Raw genomic sequence first — 19,355 nt, 5'->3', positions numbered from 1 at the left:
TGTTCTCCGGGTCGGTGACGTGGTGGGTCGGCGCGGGGCGCCCATGACCGCAGGTACGTCTGTGATCACGAATTGACTCGAAGTCCGGGAACCCGATTCGTCATTCGTTCCGGCGCCCCGCAGTCGGACCTACCTCTCAGCAACCCGTTCCGGCCGGGGTGAATTCCACGCGCGCGTGGTCGTCCGCGGTGCGGACCTCGTCGTAGACGGCGCGCGTGACCTGGTACCAGACGTCGTCCTTGGCGGTGTTGCCGCCGACGTCGTCGAGGCGCACGCACCACCGCTCCCTGCGGACGGTCCGGGTGTACGTCTCGGTGCCGCTGTGTACCTTCTTGCACTTCCGGTACTGCTCCGTGGTGTACCAGGTGCGGGTCTTCTTCTTGGACCCCGATCCCGAACTGGACGTGTGCCGGACCTTTTTGGTGGCGGGCGTGCACTTGGTGACGATGTGCGGCCGGGTGCCCTTCGTCGTCTGCTTGGCGAGATGCCGGAGCTGGTCACGGAGCCCGGTCACGGTGTCGGGGGTGGGCCGGGTCTTTTGCGGGGTGCTCGAACTGCCCTGCCCGACGCCGGACGCGGATCGCGTGCTGTCGTGGCTTCCGCTTCCGCCCCCGCATGCGCTGAGCGCTCCGATCAGAAGTGCTGTCAGTCCGCCCACTACCAGTTGTTTGGTGAACATGCCCCCGCCGCCTGTGAATCGGAAACGGTCAGCCTAACTGGTCATGGCGTGACGTCAGGGGGAGGCGAGTGCGAACTGTCGCCGCTGCGAGGCTCCTACGGCGGCCGGAGTCTCCAACATGCCCTCAAGGCGCCGGAGTTGCCACGATCCGTCGGCCGCCGTCCGGGTCGGACCGCCGGCGAAGACATACAGCCGCAGCAGCAGGAACCGGGCGAAACCCGCGAGTCCTGAAGCGCCGAGGTACACGATCTGCTCGGTCGGCATCCCCGGCGACGACTGCACCAGGTGCAGGACGAACATCGCGGCGCAGGTCACCACGTAGGCCGCCGCGGCCGAGCCCGCCGACTGCCAGTGCCGGCGCCATCCGGCGTGCCGGCCCGAGCCGAAGGTGAAACGGGCGTGGAGTTCCGTGCACAGGAGGGTGGAGACGACGGTGATCAGCGCGTTCGCCAGTGCCCAGGGCAGCCGCTCGGCCAGCAGGGCCACGGCGCCGCCGGCGAGGAGCCCGACACCGCCGCCCAGCGCCACGAACCGGGCGAAGGAGGCGAGCGGACCGGGGGCGGCCGGGGTCCGGGGCGCGTCGTCCATGGCGGTCTCCATCCGCTCCGTACGCTGCGCCTCTGTGATGCGGCCGCGTAAGTTTGCTTGACTTACTCAACTATAGCAGATTCGTTGAGTTACGCAAGTAGATTTTCGCGGCGGGGTAGACCGTCCCACAGGCGACCTACGTACAATGCGGCCTGATCATGGGTGAGTTACTGGTGAGATGCGCGACGTTCAACGTGCTGCACGGCCGGCGGATCCAGCCGGACGGGCGCCCGGACCCCGTTGCCCCCGGCGATCCCTCGGCGCCCCTCGCCGAAGCCGTCGCGGCGCTGGACGCCGATGTGGTGGCGCTCCAGGAGATCGACTGTCTCCAGGAACGGTCGGGCGGTGTCGATCAGGCGGCGGTCGCCGCCGACGCGATGGGCGCACGCGACTGGAGATACGCGACCGCGCTGCACTGCCGTTCAGTGCCGGGCCGGGGCTGGGTCTCCGACCCGACCGAACCCGGGATGCGCGTCTACGGCCCCGAGGGGCAGCAGCGGCCCGAAGTCCCCTCGCACGGACTGGCGTTGCTCTCCCGGCTCCCGGTCCACGAGTGGCGGGCCCTACAGCTCCCGGCGGCGCCCTTCGGCATGCCGCTGCGGGTGGCCGGGCGGGCCGCTCCGGTGCTGGCCCGGGATCAGCCCCGGGCCGCCCTGGCCGCCGTACTGCAAGGTCCCCACGGCCCGTTCACCGTCGTGGCCGTCCATCTCTCGTTCGTGCCGGGGTGGAACATCGGGCAACTGCGCACCGTGCGCCGCTGGATCGCCGATCTGCCCCAACCCCAGGTGCTGATGGGCGACTTCAACCTCTTCGGGGCCCTTCCCCGGCTCACCCTGAACGCGACCGCGCCGCGTGGCTGGCGGAGTTCGGCGCGGCGGGCGACCTTTCCTTCGCACCGGCCGCTCGTGCAGCTCGACCACATCCTGGCGACGGGGCTCGGCGCGGCCGCCGTAAGGACAGCGCACGCACCGAGGACGGCGATCTCGGATCACCGGCCGCTGGTGGTGGAGCTGGCGCTCTGAGTCAGTTCCAGAGGGGGTAGGTCACGGTGTGCTGGAACTTGTCCGGCCGCGCGCCGGGGTACGTCAGGGTGATCTCGGTGTACTGCCGCGCCTGCGGATGCCGCTTCCAGATCTGCGGGGTGTCGAGCCGGACGGCGACCGGGAACGAGTGGAACGTGCCCACCGCGCAATAGGGCTTGCAGTCGTTAACCCAGTTGACGCCCGTGGCCGTCGCGGAGTTGTCGTTCCAGGACGTCCAACGCATCGACGTGAGGCGGCTGTTGCCGTCGCCGCAGGCGAGCATGAAGTCGGTGGGGCGCACCTGGGGATGCCACAGGCAGTCGACGAGCACGGGGTCCTGGAGCTGTCGGTGGGCGGTCACCGGGACCGTGGTCGGGGCTGCCGACGAGGTGCCGACGGCCGGCCCGAGCAGGGCCGCGGCACAGAGCGTGACGATTCCGACCATGGTGTGTTTGTACATGTCCGCTCCCGGCCGCCTCTTCGTCCTCGTCGCCCCGCACCAGCGGTGGGCCCGCCTGCCGGGGCGCGGTCGTCGTGTCTCTGTCGACGCTACGACCGTGTCCCAGGATGCACCACTCGTACGGGTCTATGACGCGGTTGGCCGGGAGTGTCGCGGGGTGTGCGGTCAGGGCCGGGAAATGCCCGGCCCCGATCGGATCAGGCGGGCCGTACGGCGCCCCGGATGGCGGCGGCACCGGCGTAGAAGATCGACTCCTCGCGGATCGGCGTACCCGGGCTCGGCGCGTGGATCATCAGGCCGTTGCCGGTGTAGAGGCCGACGTGGTCGATGCTGTCGTAGAAGAAGATCAGGTCGCCGGGGCGGATGTCGGTGAGTGGGACGAGGGCGCCGGCGCCCGACTGTTCCTGGGCGGTGCGCGGGAGGAGGACGCCCGCTGCCTTCCAGGCGGCCTGGGTGAGGCTGGAGCAGTCGTACGCGTCCGGTCCCGCCGCGCCCCACAGGCAGGGCCTGCCGATCTGTGCGCGGGCGAAGGCGAGCGCGGTGCTGGTCTTGCTGAGCGTGGTGGGGTCCTGCGCTGCGGCGGGTGCCGGGCTGACGGTCGGCGGGGGGAGGGTGATCTCCGGGGCCATCGTCGGCGCCGTGGGCAGGGTGAACTCGGGAGCGACGGCCGGGGCCGCGGCGAAGGAGACCTCGGCGGCGGGCGGGGTCGGCTGCCACTCCTGCTGCGGCGGGCGCCAGTCCGGCTCCGGCGGGGTGTACCCGGTGGGCTGCTGGGGCACCATCGGAATCTGCCCGGTGGACCAGGCGGGTTGCTCCGTTGCCACAGGGAACTGCTCGGCGGACCAGGTCGGCTGCTCGGTCACCAGGGGGACTTGCCCGGTGGACCAGGCCGGCTGGTCGGCCACGACGGGCATCTGCCCGGTGGACCAGGTCGGCTGCTCGGTCACCATGGGGACCTGCCCGGTCGACCAAGCCTGCTGGGGCACGACGGGCATCTGCCCCGTGGACCAGGTCTGTTGCTCGGCCACGACGGGCATCTGCCCGGTCGACCACATCTGCTGTTCGGGGACCATGGGCATCGACCCGGTCGACCAAGTCGTCTCCGGAGCGGACAAGCTCGCCACCGGAGGCGGCCAGGTAGCACTCGCCGGGGCCGGTTCGGTGCGCGGTGCGGCGATGTACGGGAGCAGCTCCAGGTCGGCGGTGAGCGGGTCGAAGGCCGGCTCCGGGGCGGCCGCGACGGCGAATTGCGGTGCCTCCACGGCGGGCATGGGCGGCAGGTCGAGGACGGTCGCCTGGGGCAGCTGACCCATCTGGGCCATCTGGGGTGCCTGCGGCGCGGCGGCCGGCAGGGCGGCGACCGGCGCGGGCATCAACTCCGCGACGGGCGCCGCAAGTTGAGGGGCAGCGGGCTCCGGTGCGCCGGTCCCCGCGGTCAGTTCGGCCACGGCGCGGCCGGGCTGTGCTTCGAGCGCCCGGGCGCCGCCCTCGGGCTCGGGGCGTCGTTCGGGACGCTCGGCCCGGGCCGCCATCGGACGGGCGGGAGTCCTGCCTGGCGGGAGGACCGCCGGTACGGTCGGGCCGAGTTGGGCACGAGCCCGGTCGAACCACTGCTTGGTGACGGCGTCGAGAGCGGGGTCCGAAGGACGCGACGCGCTGGGGCGGGGCTCGACACGCTTGCGCGGACCCCCGGACATCTTGCGCGTGGCGTTGTAGTTTCCGGTGGCAGTCTCGGCCCTGTCGTAAAGGGAGTTGATCCGCCGCTGCACTTCGTCACGGCTGGGTCGGTCGTCCACGGTGGGGCCACTGCCTCCGGTGCGCGTACTTCGTTCTGCCGGCATGGCAGACGTGCTCCTTCCGAATCGCGCCTACCGGGTTAGCTGTCGGGTTCGGGCGGTCGATCACGGAAGGATTGCCCTACGACCCTTGCCCGGACGAGCAGTTGGGCCGATTCACCCCAAGTCGGTTGGGTCCCCGGTTCCGGCTGTCGCGAGCGACACACCGGATTCGGCGCAAACCGTGCGGCCCGGCGCTGATCGCCGGAGTAGGTCGTACGGTCTGAGCGTCAACTTAGCCAACGTGTGTGCCTCGTGTGAAGGTTGAAGCGCGATATGTCCGATACGTTTTTGTGACCTTTACCTCTCCCAAACGTGTCCTGGGCTCATGAGCCCGCCGGGCCGGGTGATCCATATGAGGTCGATATGAATTTCTGGGACGGTTGAACGCACTGGCATCCGGCTCCGTATTGGAACGGGGGATTTCCATGCCGGGACGATCCGGGCCGACCGATACGTGTAGGAGCAACTTCCTTGGCACGCAACACGCGCAGACGCCCCACGGGCGCACGACGCGCGACGATGGCAGCAGTCGCCCTGATGCTGGGCGGCGGAGGACTGGTGGCGGCGAACGTCTACGCGTCGGCGTCCGAAGGCGGTTGGGGCGGTGACTCGTCCCAGCAAGGGTCTCCCGATGCGGCGTCGAGCGGTGCGACGATCGACTGCCCGGACATCGGTACCCAGTTGACGACCGTCCCGGACGAGGCGAAGACGGAGGTAGACGCCCAACTCGCGCTTCTGGACCAGCAGATAACCGAGGCCTACCAGAAACTGAAGGACTCGACGGAGTCCATACGCCAGGACGCCTCCTTCGCCGACAACGCGATCATGAATCCGTTGAAGGAGAAGCGGGCCGCGACCATCGGGCGGATCGACGACGCCATCGCCCGTGTCGGGGACCGCCCCGAGGGCCTCGACGCACTCGCCGGCTGCACGCTGATCGCCCCCACGAACGGCGACGAGAACGGCAGCGGGGGCGATCAGAGCGGTAGCGCCGACCCGACCGGCCAGGACCAGCAGCAGGGCGACGGCCAGGGCCAGCAGGGCAACCAGCCGTCCACCAACGGGCCCGTCGCCTCGGACTACGCGGACATCACCTCCGTACAGCCCAACGTGAACACCCCGCAGGATCAGGCCGACGCCTCCAGTGGAACGTTCGTCACCGCGTGCGGCGTGAACGAGAACGGCCTGTTCAACTCCGACAACGTGATCGTCGCGCCCGGAGTCACCAACGGCGCCCACCACTTCCACGATTACATCGGCAACCAGTCCAACAACGCGTTCGCCAGCGACGACGACCTGGCGAAGGCGAACACGAGCTGTGAGAACCCGGGCGACAAGTCCACGTACTACTGGCCCGTGTTGCGCCTGCAGAACGGCAAGCAGGAGCAGGACGCCGACAAGCCCGGCGGCGGCACCGAGGGCAACTCCGGTGAGATCGTCACCGCGAAGGCTGCCACGCTGACGTTCGTGGGCAACCCGAAGAGCAAGGTCGTCGCGATGCCGCGCCTCCTGCGCATCATCACCGGCGACGCCAAGGCCTTCGTGAACGGCCCGGCCAACGCCAACGCCTCCTGGAGCTGCACCGGGTTCGAGGACCGGCAGCTCAAGGACAAGTACCCGCTGTGCCCCGCGGGCAGTGACGTGGTGCGCACCTTCAAGTTCCAGAGCTGCTGGGACGGCCGCAACATCGACAGCGCCAACCACCGCACCCACGTGGCCTTCGAGGCCGCCGACGGCTCCTGCCCGGCGGGCTTCGAGGCCATTCCGCAGCTGGTGCAGCGGATCGTCTACGACGTGGACGCGCCGAGCCTCCAGGACGGCGGCAAGACGACCCCGCTGTTCGCGGTGGACTCCTTCCCGGAGCAGCAGCACAAGCCGGTCACGGACCACGGCGACTTCATCAACGTCTTCGACGAGGGCCTGATGAAGGACATGGTCAACTGCATCAACAACGGCGAGAAGTGCGGCGCCGGGACGGGCAACGACCCCGGGGGCTCGGGCGACGGCTCTGGCTCCGGTGACGGCTCAGGTTCGGGTGGCGGCTCCGGGTCCGGTGGGGGTTCCGGTGAGCCGCAGGAGTCCCCGTCGGCCACCGACACTGCTACGGCGGCGCCCACGGCCACGGCGTCCGACGAGCCCGCCGGGAACGGCGGCAACGAGGGGAACGGCGGCAACGGCGGGAACACCGGCAACGGCGGCCAGGCCACCGCGGATCCCGCGACGAGCGCCCCGGACACCGAGACCAACGCCCCCGAGCCCACCGACACCCAGACGACCGACCCCGGTGACCTGACGACCGCCGTCTCGGTCCCCAAGGCCGACACGAAGACCGAGGGGTCCAAGTCGTCCGAGACGCAGGGGAGTTCGGACAACGGCTCCGGCGGTGAGGTCGGCAGCGCCGTGACGACGCCGCCCGCTTCGTCCTCGGGCGGGGAGAGTTACGCCGCCGTGAGCCCCAACCAGCCGCAGGCGCAGGGCGGGCTGGCGGAGACCGGCGCGAATCTGTGGCCCGCGGTGGCCGGTGCGCTGCTGCTCGTCGCCGGATTCGTCGTGCTGTACCGAGGTAAGCGCAGTACACGCTGACACACCGCACATCTGTGCACGTCTGTGACAACGACGGCCCGGCCGCCCGCACTTGGGGGTGGCCGGGCCGTCACACGTTCGGCGCGCCGAGGCGGAAGGCTCAGACAGCCGGTGCGGGATACGTTGGATACTCGACCCCGGAGACGTGCTGGACTACCCGGACGACCTGGCAGGAGTAGCCGAACTCGTTGTCGTACCAGAGGTAGAGGATTGCGTTGTCGCCGTCGACCTTGGTGGCGCCCGCGTCGATGATCGAGGCGTGGCGCGAGCCCATGAAGTCGCTCGACACCGCGTCGGGGGCGGTGGTGAAGTCGATCTGCCGTTTGAGCGGCGAGGTCAGCGACACGTCACGGAGGTAGTCCAGGACCTCGGCGCGGGTGGTCTCGCGGCCGAGCCGCAGACTGAGGATCGCGATCGAGACGTCCGGCACCGGGACCCGGATCGAGCTGCCGGTGATCGGCGCCTTCAGGTCGGGCAGTGCCTTGGCGACGGCGGAGGCGGCACCGGTCTCGGTGATCACCATGTTCAGCGGCGCCGAGCGGCCACGCCGGTCGGCCTTGTGGTAATTGTCCAGCAGGTTCTGGTCGTTGGTGAACGAGTGGACGGTCTCCACATGGCCGCGCAGCACACCGTACTCGTCGGCCATCGCCTTCAGCGGCGGCACGATCGCGTTGGTCGTGCAGGACGCGCAGGACAGGATCTGCTCGTCCGGCTTGATCGTGTCGTGGTTGACGCCGTGCACGATGTTGGGGACGTCGCCCTTGCCGGGCGCGGTCAGCACGACCTTGTCGATGCCCGGCCGCAGATGCTGTGAAAGTCCTTCCCGGTCACGCCACTTGCCCGTGTTGTCGATGAGGATGGCGTCCTTGATGCCGTACGCCGTGTAGTCGACCTCGGACGGGTCGCCCGCGTAGATCACCTTGATCTCGTTGCCGTTGGCGATGATCGTGTTGCTCGCCTCGTCGACGGTGATCGTGCCCTGGAACTGGCCGTGGATCGAGTCCCGGCGCAGCAGCGAGGCCCGCTTCACGATGTCCTGTTCCCCGCCCTGGCGTACGACAACGGCGCGCAGCCGCAGGCCGTTGCCCGAGCCTGCCTTCTCGATGAGCAGGCGGGCGACCAGGCGGCCGATGCGGCCGAAGCCGTAGAGGACGACGTCGCGGCCCTCGCGGCTCTCGATCTTGTTGGCGCCGGTGGCGCCGGCGACGGCCTCGGCGGTGAACTCCTCGACGGAGAGCCCGCGTTCGTCGCTCCGGTGGGTCGCGGCGAGCATGCCGATGTCGATCTGCGAAGGGCCCAGGTCGAGCGTGGTCAGCGTCCGCAGGTAGGGGAGGGTCTCGACGACGGAGAGTTCCTCGCCGGCGATCTGGCGGGCGAACCGGTGGGTCTTGAGGATGCTGACCACCGACTTGTTGACCAGGGAGCGGCTGTGCAGCAGGACCGTGACGTCCCGCTCGCGGTGCAGCTTCCCGATCATCGGGATCATCGACTCCGCGATCTCCTCGCGGGTCTTCCAGTTGGTGAACGAGTCCTCGTTGACAGGCACAGATTTCTCTTTCGAGCTAGGCGGCGCTCATATGCTAACCCGCTGTTCATCTGCCCGTTCGGTAGGGGTGCCGCCCGGCCCGTGGACCGCTGTGGGAACGCCGAAAGGGCCCTGCCGACGCGCGTCGGCAGGGCCCCCTCTGGCTGTACTGGTGCAGCTGCTACACGTCCTGGATCGCGCCGCTGCCCAGCAGCGCCGACGCGTTCTCCAGCGGGGTGAGGACGTGCACGGGCACGACCTCGGGCAGGCCGTGGCAGGTGAAGCCGAGCCGGGTCATGGCCCGGACGACCTCGCCGCTGTTGAAGTCACGGGGGTCCTGCCGGGTGATGACCTGCCCCACCTGCTTGACGGGGTAGCGGCGCCGCCCGATGGTCACGGACTCACCCGTGATCAGCTCGGGCTTGATGCCCTTCATCGTCTCCAGGACACCCATCTTGGTGAGGTCGAAGGGATACCGGGCGATGACACAGCGCATGTTGCCTCACAGAGAGAAGGAGGATCGGGGGCCGAACGGGCGCCCGAAGGCGCCGAGTTGGTCCTCAGGCCGCAGGGCCGAAGGACGACCGTCGCTGTCCCCGGCTGCTGCTTCCGCTGCCGCCGCTTCCGCCGCGTCGCGCGGCGCCACCGGCGGACCGGCCGCCCTCGCCGGCCGGACGGCCACGACGGCCCCGGGACGACGAGGAGGACGGGCTACGACGGGTGCGCTCGCGCTCCACGACCGGGGCCTGGATGACGACCGGGACGCCGGACGGGGCCTGGGCGCCCGTGATCCGGGTCAGCTCCTCTTCGCCGGAGCGCACCGCGGTGACCTCCGGGGTGACGCCGGCCGCGGTCATCAGCCGGGTGAAGTCACGGCGCTGGTCGGGGGTGACCAGCGTGACGACACTGCCGGACTCGCCCGCACGGGCCGTACGGCCGCCGCGGTGCAGGTAGTCCTTGGGGTCGGTGGGCGGGTCGACGTTGACGACCAGGTCGAGGTTGTCGACGTGGATGCCGCGCGCCGCGACGTTGGTCGCCACCAGCGCCGTCACATGCCCGTCCTTGAACTGGGCGAGCGTGCGGGTGCGCTGCGGCTGGGACTTGCCGCCGTGCAGACCGGCCGCGCGGACGCCGTTGTTCAGCAGGTGCTTCACCAGCCGGTCCACCGCGTGCTTGGTGTCCAGGAACATGATGACCCGGCCCTCGCGCGCCGCGATCTCGGTGGTCGCACGCTGCTTGTCCGTGCCGTGCACGTGCAGGACGTGGTGCTCCATCGTCGTGACCGCGCCCGCGGAGGGGTCGACGGAGTGGACGACGGGGTCGGTCAGGTAGCGGCGGACCAGGAGGTCCACGTTGCGGTCCAGGGTGGCCGAGAACAGCATCCGCTGGCCGCCCGTCTGCACCTGGTCGAGCAGCGCGGTGACCTGGGGCATGAAGCCCATGTCGGCCATCTGGTCGGCCTCGTCGAGGACGGTGATGGAGACACTGTCCAGCCGGCAGTCGCCGCGCTCGATGAGGTCCTTGAGGCGTCCCGGAGTCGCGACCACGACCTCCGCGCCACCGCGCAGCGCACCGGCCTGGCGGCCGATCGACATACCGCCGACGACGGTGGTCATACGGACGCTCACGGCCCGGGCGTACGGGGTGAGCGCGTCGGTGACCTGTTGGGCCAGCTCGCGGGTGGGGACGAGGACGAGGGCAAGGGGCGCTCGCGGTTCAGCGCGACGGCCCGCCGTACGGGCCAGCATCGCGAGGCCGAAGGCGAGGGTCTTGCCGGAGCCGGTGCGGCCGCGGCCGAGCACGTCACGGCCGGCGAGGGAGTTGGGGAGCGTCGTCGCCTGGATCGGGAACGGGACGGTGACGCCCTCGTGGCCGAGCGCGGCCAACAGCTTGGCCGGCATGTCGAGTTCGGCGAACGCCTCCACGGCGGGAAGGCCGGGGGTCACCGTCTTCGGCAGCGCGAACTCGCCCTGCAGGGCGGCCGGTCGACCACCGCCGCCCTTGGAGCGGCGCGGCGCGCCGGACCGGTTGCCGGACGGGGCTGCCGAGCGGTAGCCGCCGCTCTTTCCGGATTCCGGATTTCCATTACGCTTTCGCGAGAAGCGGTCATTTGTACGTGCGCGGTTCAAAATGTGGAACCTTCCTTGATATGGCACGTATCAAGGAATTCCCGCGGTGAATGAACGGCGCAGAGAATCGCAAGAACGAGCCGGTGGCTTCGGCGGAATATCGCCGAAAGCTTGGAAAATGCAGCGAGCTGGGGCCCGCACCCCAAGGTGCGGGCCCCAGCTGCGAAGTAAACGTCGTCGTTACGCAGGAACGATGTTCTCGGCCGTCGGGCCCTTCTGGCCCTGCGCGATGTCGAAGGTCACCTTCTGACCCTCCTGCAGCTCGCGGAAGCCCTGGGCGGCGATGTTCGAGTAGTGGGCGAAGACGTCAGCGCCGCCACCGTCCTGCTCGATGAAGCCGAAACCCTTTTCCGCGTTGAACCACTTCACGGTGCCACTGGCCATTTTATTCTCCTTCGGGGCGGTCACCGGAGCCCGCAGTGTGCGGACTCCGTGTCGCCGTGATGATCACCCCGCCGGAAAGAAACCGGACACACAAAAAAATGCTCCACCGTCCCGGAGGGCGGTGCGGGCATCTGAAGGGTTTGGCAACCACAACTGCAACTGAGATCAATAGTAGCACGGCGCGATCGGCCGTGTGCGGACGTTAATTTCATTTCTCATGTCGCCGACGTAGATATTGGGTTTCGTACCGGACTACGCCAGCGCGTCGATCCAGCCACGGACGACCTTGGCCGTCGTCGCGGCGTCCTCCTCCAGCACGCTGAGATGCGTGCCGGCGGTGTCCACTGTGTCCCGTACGCCCGGCCAGGACGAACGCCACTCCTGCGGCATGTCCGCCAGCGGCTCGGAGGCGCGCACCAGCAGGGTGGGCACCTCGATGGGCTCGGGCCGCCAGCCCCGGAACATGCGGGTGTACGCGCCCAGCGACAGCAGGGTCAGATCGTCCACCATGGTGTCGAAGCTCTCACCGGCCATCAGCGGAATCCGCGCGGGCAGGGACAGCAGCCACGGCTCGGCCTCCCGGTCCGGGGTGACGTGGTACGAGTCGATCAGCACGAGCCCGGCAGGGGCAGCGCCGAGGTCCGCCAGCCGGGTGGCGAGCTCGTGGGCGGCCGTACCGCCCATGGAATGACCGACCAACACGTAACGCCGGTCGCCGAGTTGATGCCGTACGGCCGTGGCGTGCGCCTTCGTCAGCGACTCCAGGTCCCGGGCCACCGCGTCTCCGTCGTCGATGCCGGAGTGCCGTACTTCGAAGACGTCCCGCTCGCCCTCGAAACAAGGGGCGAGCCCCGCGTACCAGGGGCGGCCCAGGTTGCCGGCGAAGCCGGGAACACAGACGAGGGCGGGACCCCGGGTGCCGGCGGCCAGCCGCAACGGCGGCAGTGCGTGCCGCGCGGCCTCCTCGGGCCCGAAGACGGGCGCACCGATGGATGCGGTCACCAGAAGATGCATGGCCGATACGACATCACCGGTCTCGCAGACCTTCCTGTACAGGGCAGGCAGGGACCGCCCGGCACCGCGCCCGCGCCCACCGGGCCGGACCGGCGACGGGACGGTCGCGGCCGAGACCTCGTCCGGCAGACCGCCGCGCAACTCGCCGTACAGATGCTCGGCGAGCCGTTCCGTGTCCGGCCAGTCGTAGGCCACGGTCACCGCGAGGGGCGTCCCGGTCAGCACGCTCAACCGGTTGCAGAGCATGACCCGCATCAAGGAGTCGAGGCCCAGTTCCGAGAAGTCCCGGTCGACCGCGTCGGCGTCCGAGTGCCCGAGCACACCGGCCACCTCGATACGGATCAGCGCCACCAGCGCCGGCAGCCGCTCGGGCACGGGCAGCGCCGCGAGCCGGTCCCGCCAGGACCCGGCGGCACCGTCCACCGGGATGGCGGAGGAGGTTGACCGCCGCTCCGCGCGCACCAGCCCGCGCAGCGGCGGCGGAACGACCGTCCCGGCCGGGATCGCCTTGGGTGAGCGGTCCAACGGCAGTGGCGCGAGGACCGGTTCGCCGCTGCCGAGGGCGGCGTCGAAGAGCGCGAACGCCTGCTCAGGGGAGACCGCGCGTACCGGCCCTCCGTGAACCCGGCCGCTGCGAGCCGCCATGCCCTCCTCGTCCGCCCACGCACCCCAGGTCAACGACAGTGCGGCCAGACCGAGTTCAGAGCGATGTCGGGCGAGCGCGTCCAGGAAGGAGTTCGCCGCCGCGTAGTTGGCCTGACCGGGATTTCCCAACAGCCCTGCCGCCGACGAGAACAGCACGAACCGCGCCAGCGGCAGATCCTTCGTCAACTCGTGCAGCTGCCAGGCCGCATGGGCTTTCGGCCGCATCACCACCGCCAGCCGCTCAGGAGTCATCGAGGCCAGCACGCCGTCATCCAGAACCCCGGCCGCGTGCACTACGGCGGTCAGGTCGGGCCCGAACGTCTTGACCACGGCGGCGAGTTGGTCCCGCTCGGAGATGTCGCAGGCCACGAGGTCCACCTGAGCGCCCGCCTGCTGGAGATTGTTCCGCAACTCCCGTGCGCCCGGCGCCTGTTCGCCGCGCCGACTGAGGAGTACGAGTCGTCGAACTCCGTGTCGGTCGACCAAGTGCCGGGCCAGCATCGCCCCCAGGGACCCGGTGCCACCGGTGATGAGGACGGTGCCCTCGCCGAGCGAGCCGTCGGTCGCCGAACCGGGTGCGATCGCCAGTCGGGGGACACTCAACATGCCTTCCCTGACGGCGATTTGGGGCTCACCGGTGGCGAGGGCGGCGGGCAGCTGTCGTAGCGACTCGGGATGGCCGTCGACGTCCACGAGGGTAAGGCGTCCGGGGTACTCGGACTGCGCGGTCCGCAGCAGACCCCAGACCGTGGCGGCGGGCAGATCGGGGGAGGCATCGGTGGCACCGCGCGTGACCACCGCCAGCCGCCCGGAACCGGTGAGATGTGTTTGCAGCAACTGCATTGCCCGTGCGGTCAGTTCGTGCGCTGCGGCGGCCGGGTCCGTGCTCGTGTCGCCGGGAGCGGACAGGGACGCCACCACCAACTCCGGCTCCTTCTCGGACCAGGACGACTCGTCGTCGGCGGAGGCGAGGAACGCGGCCAGGTGCAGGTCGTCCGTCTCCGACATCGCTACGGCGGGTGCCTCGCCGGCGGTCGGAACGCCCGTCCAGCGCAGCCGGTACAGCTCTCCGGCCGGGGTGGGACCCATCTCCGGTGCGGGGCGGGTCGTCATCGACTCCAGCCGGGCCACGGGCGCGCCCGTCGGGGTGGCGAGGTCGAGGGTGATCGAGTCCGGGCCGGTCGTCGTCATGCGGACGCGCAGGGCCGTCGCACCCGTGGCGTGCAGGGTCAACCCCCGCCAGGCGAAAGGCAGTCGGGGTGCACCGGCCGGGGGCTCGGCGAGCAGTCCCGGGTGCAGGGCGGCGTCCAGCAGGGCCGGGTGAAGCATGTGGTGCCGGGCGTCCGCGAGCGGCAACGGGCCCACCTCGGCGAACAGTTCCTCGTCCCGCCGCCACAACGCCGTGACCCCTTGGAACGCCGGACCGTACGCCAGCCCGGCTTCGGCCACCCGCTCGTAGGCACCGGAGAGTTCCACCCGCGTAGCACCCGCCGGCGGCCACGCCGTGAGGGAGAGCGCGCCGTCCAGGACGCCGGGAGTGCCCGGGCCGAGTCGGCCGGTCGCGTGCTGCGTCCAGGCACCGAGCGCGCCGGATTCCTCGGGTCGCGCGTACACGTCCGCGCTTCGGCGTCCGGAGTCGTCGGGCTCGCCCAGGACCACTTGGAGTTGGATGCCCTCTTCGTCGTCCTCGGGGAGGAACAGCGGGTTGAGCAGGGCGAGTTCCTCCAGTGCGGCGAGACCGCACAGGTCGCCCGCGTGCAGCACGAGGTCGGCGAACGCGGCGCCGGGCACGAGGGTGTGCCCGCCCACGACGTGATCGCGCAGCCACGGCTGGGCCGCGCCGGACAACCTGCCCGTGCACAGCAGGCGTTCGGTGCCCGGCACCGTGACCGTCTGCGTGAGCAGCGGGTGCCCGGAACCGGCGCTCGCGTCGGTGCCGGTGTCGGGCAGCCAGTAGCGCTGCCGCTGGAAAGGGTAGGTCGGCAGACCGTCGGCCCGTCGGGCGCCGCTGGCCGCGTACACCTGGCGCCAGTCCAACCGAACGCCGTGGACGTGGAGTTGGCCGAGAGCGTCGAACACCGTCCGTGGCTCTACGCCGTCCCGGCGGGCCGCCGGGGTGAAGAGGAGTTCCTTGACGGTTCCGGCCAGGCTCGCCGCGGCCTGGGCCGTGAGCTGGGCGTCCGGGCCGATCTCGGTGAACGCGGTGACCCGTCCGTCGTGCGCCAGCCAGTGCACGGCGTCCCCGAACCGCACGGCCTCACGGGCATGCCGTACCCAGTACTGGGCCGACCGCAGCTCGTCCCCGATGGCCGGAAGCCCGGTCAGGCCCGACATCACCGGGACGGTGGGGGAGCGGTACGTCAACTCGCTTGCCACACGCCCGAATTCGGCGAGCATCGGCTCCATGAGAGGGGAGTGGAAGGCGTGGCTGACCCGGAGCCGGACGGTACGACGGCCGCGTACGGCGAACCGCTCCGCCAGCGCGAGGACCGGCTCCTCCGCACCGGAGACGACGACCGCACGGGGGCCGTTCACCGCCGCGATCGCGACCCCGTCCGTCAGCTCGGGCGTCACCTCAGCCTCGGTGGCGTCGAGCGCCACCATGGCACCGCCCTCCGGCAGCTCCCGCATCAACCTCCCGCGCGCCGCGACCAGTTCGACGGCGTCCGCCTCGGACAGCACGCCCGCGCAGTGGGCCGCCGCCAGCTCGCCGACCGAGTGCCCGGCCAGGAACTCCGGCCGCATGCCCCAGGATTCGAGCAGCCGGAAGACGGACACCTCGAAGGTGAACAGGGCCGCCTGGGCGAAGTCCGTACGGTTCAGCAGTGCGCCCGCGTCGGTGTCCCAGAGGACTGAGCGCAGCGGACGTTCCAGACGGGCGTCGAAGCGCGCGCACAAGGCGTCGAAGGCGGTCGCGAACTCCGGGAAGGTGTCGTACAACTCTCTTCCCATGCCCGTCCGTTGGGCTCCCTGGCCGGTGAAGAGCAGGGCCAGACGGGCGGAGGGGTGGGTGGTTCGTGGTGGAGCAGATGCCGTCAGGCTGTCGAGCGCGGTCAGCGTCGCCGCGCGGTCGTCGGCGGGCACGGTGGCTCGGTGGGGGAGTGCGGCTCGCGAGGTGGCGAGCGTGAACGCCAGGTCCGACAGGGGGAGTTCGGGGTGGTCGCGCAGGAAGTCGGCGGTGCGTGCGGCCTGTTCGCGCAGGGCTGCCGGGCTCGCGGCGGACAGCAGCAGCGGAGGTGTCACGGGGCGGCGAAGGGACGGTTCGTCGACTACGGCCGCCTCGGGCTCCTCCAGGATCACGTGCGCGTTGGTCCCACCGATACCGAACGCCGACACCGCCGCTCGTCGCGGGCGGCCGGGCTCGGGGAGCCATTCCTCGTCCTGGGAGAGAAGTCGCACGGTCCCCGATGACCAATCCACGTGCGGGGACGGCTCGTCGGTGTGGAGGGTGCGGGGGAGTCGGTCGTGGTGCATGGCCAGTACGGTCTTGATGACGCCGCCGACACCGGCCGCGGCCTGGGTGTGGCCGAGGTTGGACTTCAACGAGCCCAGCCACAGCGGGCGTTGGGCGGTGCGGTCCTGGCCGTAGGTCGCGAGGAGCGCGTGGGCCTCGATCGGGTCGCCGAGTGCGGTGCCCGTGCCGTGGGCCTCCACCGTGTCGATGTCGGCCGGGGACAGTCCCGCGTCGGCCAGTGCCGAGCGGATCACCCGTTGCTGGGCGGGGCCGTTGGGCGCGGTGAGGCCGTTGGACGCGCCGTCGGAGTTGACGGCCGAGCCGCGCAGTACGGCGAGTACGGGGTGGCCGTTGCGCCGCGCGTCGGAGAGCCGTTCCAGCAGGACCAGGCCGACGCCCTCGCCCCAGGCGGTGCCGTCGGCCGCCGCCGAGAAGGGCTTGCAGCGGCCGTCCGGGGCCAGCCCGCGCAGTCTGCTGAACGCGATGAACGGGCCGGGCGAGGCCATCATCGTGACCCCGCCGGCGACGGCGAGCGAGCACTCCCCGTCGCGCAGCGACCGTACCGCCGCATGCATCGCGACCAGCGACGACGAGCACGCGGTGTCCACCGTCACGGCGGGCCCGCGCAGCCCCAGCGTGTAGGCGATACGGCCGGAGGCCACGCTGCCCGCCGAACCGAGGGCGAGATGCGCCTCCAACTCGTGCCCGCCACGGTGGAGTAGACGGCTCGCATAGGTGGCGTGCATCACGCCGACGAAGACGCCCGTGTCGCTGTCGCGCAGACCGGTGGGGTCCATGCCCGCCCGCTCCAGCAACTCCCAGCCGGTCTCCAGAAGCAGTCGCTGCTGGGGGTCGGTGGCGAGGGCCTCGCGGGGCGACATGATGAAGAAGGCCGCGTCGAAGTCGGCTGCCTGGTCGAGGAATCCGCCTCGGCGGGTGACGGACTTGCCGAGGCGGTCGGGGTCCGGGTCGTACAGGTCGGCCACGTTCCAGCCGCGGTCGGCGGGGAAGTCCGAGGTCGCGTCGGTGCCGTCCGCGACCAACTGCCATAGATCCTCCGGGGATTCGACTCCGCCCGGGTAGCGGCAGGCCATGGCCACGATGGCGATCGGTTCACCGGGTTCGGCGTCATGGCCGTCTCCCGTGGCACGCGCGGGGTTGTCGCCGTGCAACGCGTCGCGCACCAGGGTCGCCACGGCGGCGGGCGTGGGGTGGTCGAACACCAGCGTCGCGGGCAGGGCGAGGCCAGTGGCCGTGCCCAGGCGGTCGCGCAGCAGGACAGCGCCGAGCGAGGTCAATCCCTGTTCGTTGAACGGCACTTCGGAGTCCAGCTCCCGCACGGGCACGTCGAGAGTCCGTGCCGTCACTTCGAGAACGAGGTCGAGTACGGCGTCGGACGCGGCCGCGAGTCGCTCACGCAGCGCGGCCGACGCGGTCGTACGTTCCGCCGCGAGGCGCTCCGGCAGTTGCTCGGCGAGCACGGCCCGGGCGATCTTGCCGGACGCGGTACGGGGGAGGGACGGGGTCGGATAGATCTCGTCCGGCACCTTGAACCCGGACAGCCGTTCCCGGCAGGCGGCGAGGGCCGCCGCCGTGTCGACCCCGTCCGGGCCGGGCACGACGAACGCCACCGGCACCTCGCCCAGCACGTCGTGCCGCCGGCCGACCACGGCGGCGTCGGCGATGTCGGGGCGGGCCAGCAACACCCGCTCCACTTCGGAGGGGTTGATGTTCACACCGCCCCGGATGATCAACTCCTTGACACGGCCGGTGACATGGAGATGGCCGTTCGCGTCGCGCCGACCGAGGTCCCCGGTGCGGTACCAGCCGTCGGTGAACGCCTCGGCGGTCGCGTCCGGACGGTTGTGGTATCCCGTCATCAGCCCGGGTCCGCGCACCCAGATCTCGCCCTCGTCCCCGGCGGCGGCCTCGGCGCCGGTGGACGGATCGGTGATCCGGACGTCCAGCACCAGCAGCGGGAATCCACGCGAGGGGTCGTCACGGGGGTCGTCGAGCCGCTCGATCGCGATCTTCCCGCAGGTCTCCGTGGAGCCGTACCCGTCCAACAGGGGTGCGGTCAGGGCCCGTTCGACCTCGGCTCGCAGCTCTGGGGAGCAGGGAGCCCCTCCGCTGACGCACACGCGCAGCGAGGGTGGCACCGGACGCGCCGTCGCTCGCAGCGACTCCAGCAGAAGGCGGTAGGTGGCGGGCACCCCGCCCAGGATCGTGAACGGCTCGGAGTCCAGCGCCTCGGCGACGTTCGCGCCCGGTGCGAGGACGCGTGCGGTCGCACCGACCGAGAGGACACCCAACAGGCACACGGAGTGGCCGAGGGCGTGGAAAATCGGCAACGGCCAGAGCAGCCGGTCCTGTTGCTCCAGTCCGTACGCGGGTACGTAGGCCGCTGTCACCGACCACAGTGCCGAACGCTGCGTGGAGACAACGCCCTTGCTCTGCCCGGTGGTGCCCGAGGTGTAGTGGATCCAGGCCGGTTCGTCGAGATCGAGGTCGTCGCGGGGCGCCGTACCCGAATCCGTCCCGGCAAGGCTTTCGAAAGAGATCGTGCCGTCGGTCGGCTCGTCCTGTCCGGCGACGATCATCCGTTGTCCGGCGGCCAGTTGGGCGAGCGGTTCCTCGCTCACCACAGCCACGGCACCGCTGTCGTCGAGGAAATACGCCAACTCCTCTTCCGACGCGGCAGGGTTGAGCAACACGCCGATCGCCCCGGCGCGCAGCACCCCGAGCCAGGTCTCCACCAGCTCCACCCGGTTGCCCAGATGGATCGCGACCCGGTCTCCACGCCGTACCCCGAGCCGAACCAGATGCCCCGCCACCCGGCCGGTGCGCCGCTCCAACTCCCCGTAGGTGACGGCACGTCGGTCGTCCCGGTACGCGGTCTTCCCGCCGATCCGAGTCGCGTGCTCCCGCAGGATGTCCGGCAGTGTACGCACCGAGTCGCCCCCGTGAATTCCCATTCCCACCCTTTCGTTCCCCCACAGTGAGCGGTCACCGTACGACAGTCGCCGTCAGACGG

At 70.6% G+C, this 19,355-nt stretch carries 11 protein-coding genes and 1 riboswitch; of the genes, 2 read left to right on the top strand and 9 right to left on the bottom strand.

The genetic code is table 11. The annotated features are described in order from the left end of the window. Positions 1 to 136 precede the first annotated feature (136 nt). Together AC31A1_RS00740 and AC31A1_RS00735 are read right to left on the bottom strand one after the other, a co-directional pair. Entirely contained in the window at positions 137 to 514 is a 378-nt protein-coding gene (locus AC31A1_RS00740) for a hypothetical protein (protein WP_489651278.1), read from the bottom strand. A 219-nt stretch (positions 515 to 733) separates the two neighbouring features. Continuing rightward, entirely contained in the window at positions 734 to 1,267 is a 534-nt protein-coding gene (locus AC31A1_RS00735) for a GtrA family protein (protein WP_489651277.1), read from the bottom strand. A 158-nt stretch (positions 1,268 to 1,425) separates the two neighbouring features. Here AC31A1_RS00735 and AC31A1_RS00730 point away from each other — a divergent pair, with 158 nt between their 5' ends. Then, positions 1,426 to 2,289 (top strand): endonuclease/exonuclease/phosphatase family protein, encoded by an 864-nt coding sequence (locus tag AC31A1_RS00730; RefSeq protein ID WP_489651276.1) that lies wholly within the window; start codon positions 1,426 to 1,428, stop codon positions 2,287 to 2,289. Between the two features lies 1 nt (position 2,290). Here the strand turns inward: AC31A1_RS00730 and AC31A1_RS00725 are convergent, their stop codons facing one another. Together AC31A1_RS00725 and AC31A1_RS00720 are read right to left on the bottom strand one after the other, a co-directional pair. Further along, positions 2,291 to 2,749: a hypothetical protein gene (locus AC31A1_RS00725; RefSeq protein WP_489651275.1), complete on the bottom strand. Its 459-nt coding sequence runs from the start codon at positions 2,747 to 2,749 to the stop codon at positions 2,291 to 2,293. 197 nt (positions 2,750 to 2,946) lie between these two features. Further along, positions 2,947 to 4,590: a C40 family peptidase gene (locus tag AC31A1_RS00720; protein ID WP_489651274.1), complete on the bottom strand. Its 1,644-nt coding sequence runs from the start codon at positions 4,588 to 4,590 to the stop codon at positions 2,947 to 2,949. An 8-nt stretch (positions 4,591 to 4,598) separates the two neighbouring features. Next, positions 4,599 to 4,772: riboswitch (cyclic di-AMP (ydaO/yuaA leader) on the bottom strand. Positions 4,773 to 5,106: 334 nt separating this feature from the next. On the opposite strand from AC31A1_RS00720, the gene AC31A1_RS00715 reads away from it, so the two are divergent. Beyond that, a complete protein-coding gene (locus AC31A1_RS00715) occupies positions 5,107 to 7,170 on the top strand; it encodes a DUF1996 domain-containing protein (protein ID WP_489651318.1) in 2,064 nt (687 codons plus the stop codon). A gap of 100 nt (positions 7,171 to 7,270) precedes the next feature. On the opposite strand, the gene AC31A1_RS00710 is transcribed toward AC31A1_RS00715, so the two are convergent. From AC31A1_RS00710 to AC31A1_RS00690, 5 genes are all read right to left on the bottom strand, one after another. Next, on the bottom strand, positions 7,271 to 8,716 hold the full coding sequence (locus AC31A1_RS00710) for a glyceraldehyde-3-phosphate dehydrogenase (protein ID WP_405976052.1): 1,446 nt from the start codon (positions 8,714 to 8,716) through the stop codon (positions 7,271 to 7,273). Between the two features lie 160 nt (positions 8,717 to 8,876). After that, the gene (locus tag AC31A1_RS00705) at positions 8,877 to 9,191 is read right to left on the bottom strand and encodes an SCO5918 family protein (protein ID WP_489651273.1); all 315 of its coding nucleotides are present in this window, start codon (positions 9,189 to 9,191) and stop codon (positions 8,877 to 8,879) included. 64 nt (positions 9,192 to 9,255) lie between these two features. Then, positions 9,256 to 10,824 carry a DEAD/DEAH box helicase gene (locus AC31A1_RS00700; protein ID WP_489651272.1) on the bottom strand — a complete coding sequence of 523 codons (1,569 nt, stop codon included), beginning with the start codon at positions 10,822 to 10,824 and terminating at the stop codon, positions 9,256 to 9,258. A gap of 180 nt (positions 10,825 to 11,004) precedes the next feature. Beyond that, complete coding sequence (locus tag AC31A1_RS00695; RefSeq protein ID WP_019056860.1) at positions 11,005 to 11,208, bottom strand: cold-shock protein; 204 nt, start codon at positions 11,206 to 11,208, stop codon at positions 11,005 to 11,007. 252 nt (positions 11,209 to 11,460) lie between these two features. Further along, complete coding sequence (locus AC31A1_RS00690; protein ID WP_489651271.1) at positions 11,461 to 19,296, bottom strand: SDR family NAD(P)-dependent oxidoreductase; 7,836 nt, start codon at positions 19,294 to 19,296, stop codon at positions 11,461 to 11,463. Between the last annotated feature and the right edge of the window lie 59 nt (positions 19,297 to 19,355).

Source organism: Streptomyces sp. P5F9 (genome assembly GCF_057961495.1).
This window is presented reverse-complemented; position numbering and strand designations above follow the sequence as displayed.

Bases quoted from the DNA above. Each gene is read 5' to 3' on its own strand.
- AC31A1_RS00735 (WP_489651277.1), bottom strand. From the start codon at position 1,267: ATGGACGACGCGCCCCGGACCCCGGCCGCCCCCGGTCCGCTCGCCTCC.
- AC31A1_RS00715 (WP_489651318.1), top strand. From the start codon at position 5,107: ATGGCAGCAGTCGCCCTGATGCTGGGCGGCGGAGGACTGGTGGCGGCG.
- AC31A1_RS00730 (WP_489651276.1), top strand. From the start codon at position 1,426: ATGGGTGAGTTACTGGTGAGATGCGCGACGTTCAACGTGCTGCACGGC.
- AC31A1_RS00725 (WP_489651275.1), bottom strand. From the start codon at position 2,749: ATGTACAAACACACCATGGTCGGAATCGTCACGCTCTGTGCCGCGGCC.
- AC31A1_RS00720 (WP_489651274.1), bottom strand. From the start codon at position 4,590: ATGCCGGCAGAACGAAGTACGCGCACCGGAGGCAGTGGCCCCACCGTG.
- AC31A1_RS00705 (WP_489651273.1), bottom strand. From the start codon at position 9,191: ATGCGCTGTGTCATCGCCCGGTATCCCTTCGACCTCACCAAGATGGGT.
- AC31A1_RS00695 (WP_019056860.1), bottom strand. From the start codon at position 11,208: ATGGCCAGTGGCACCGTGAAGTGGTTCAACGCGGAAAAGGGTTTCGGC.
- AC31A1_RS00690 (WP_489651271.1), bottom strand. From the start codon at position 19,296: ATGGGAATTCACGGGGGCGACTCGGTGCGTACACTGCCGGACATCCTG.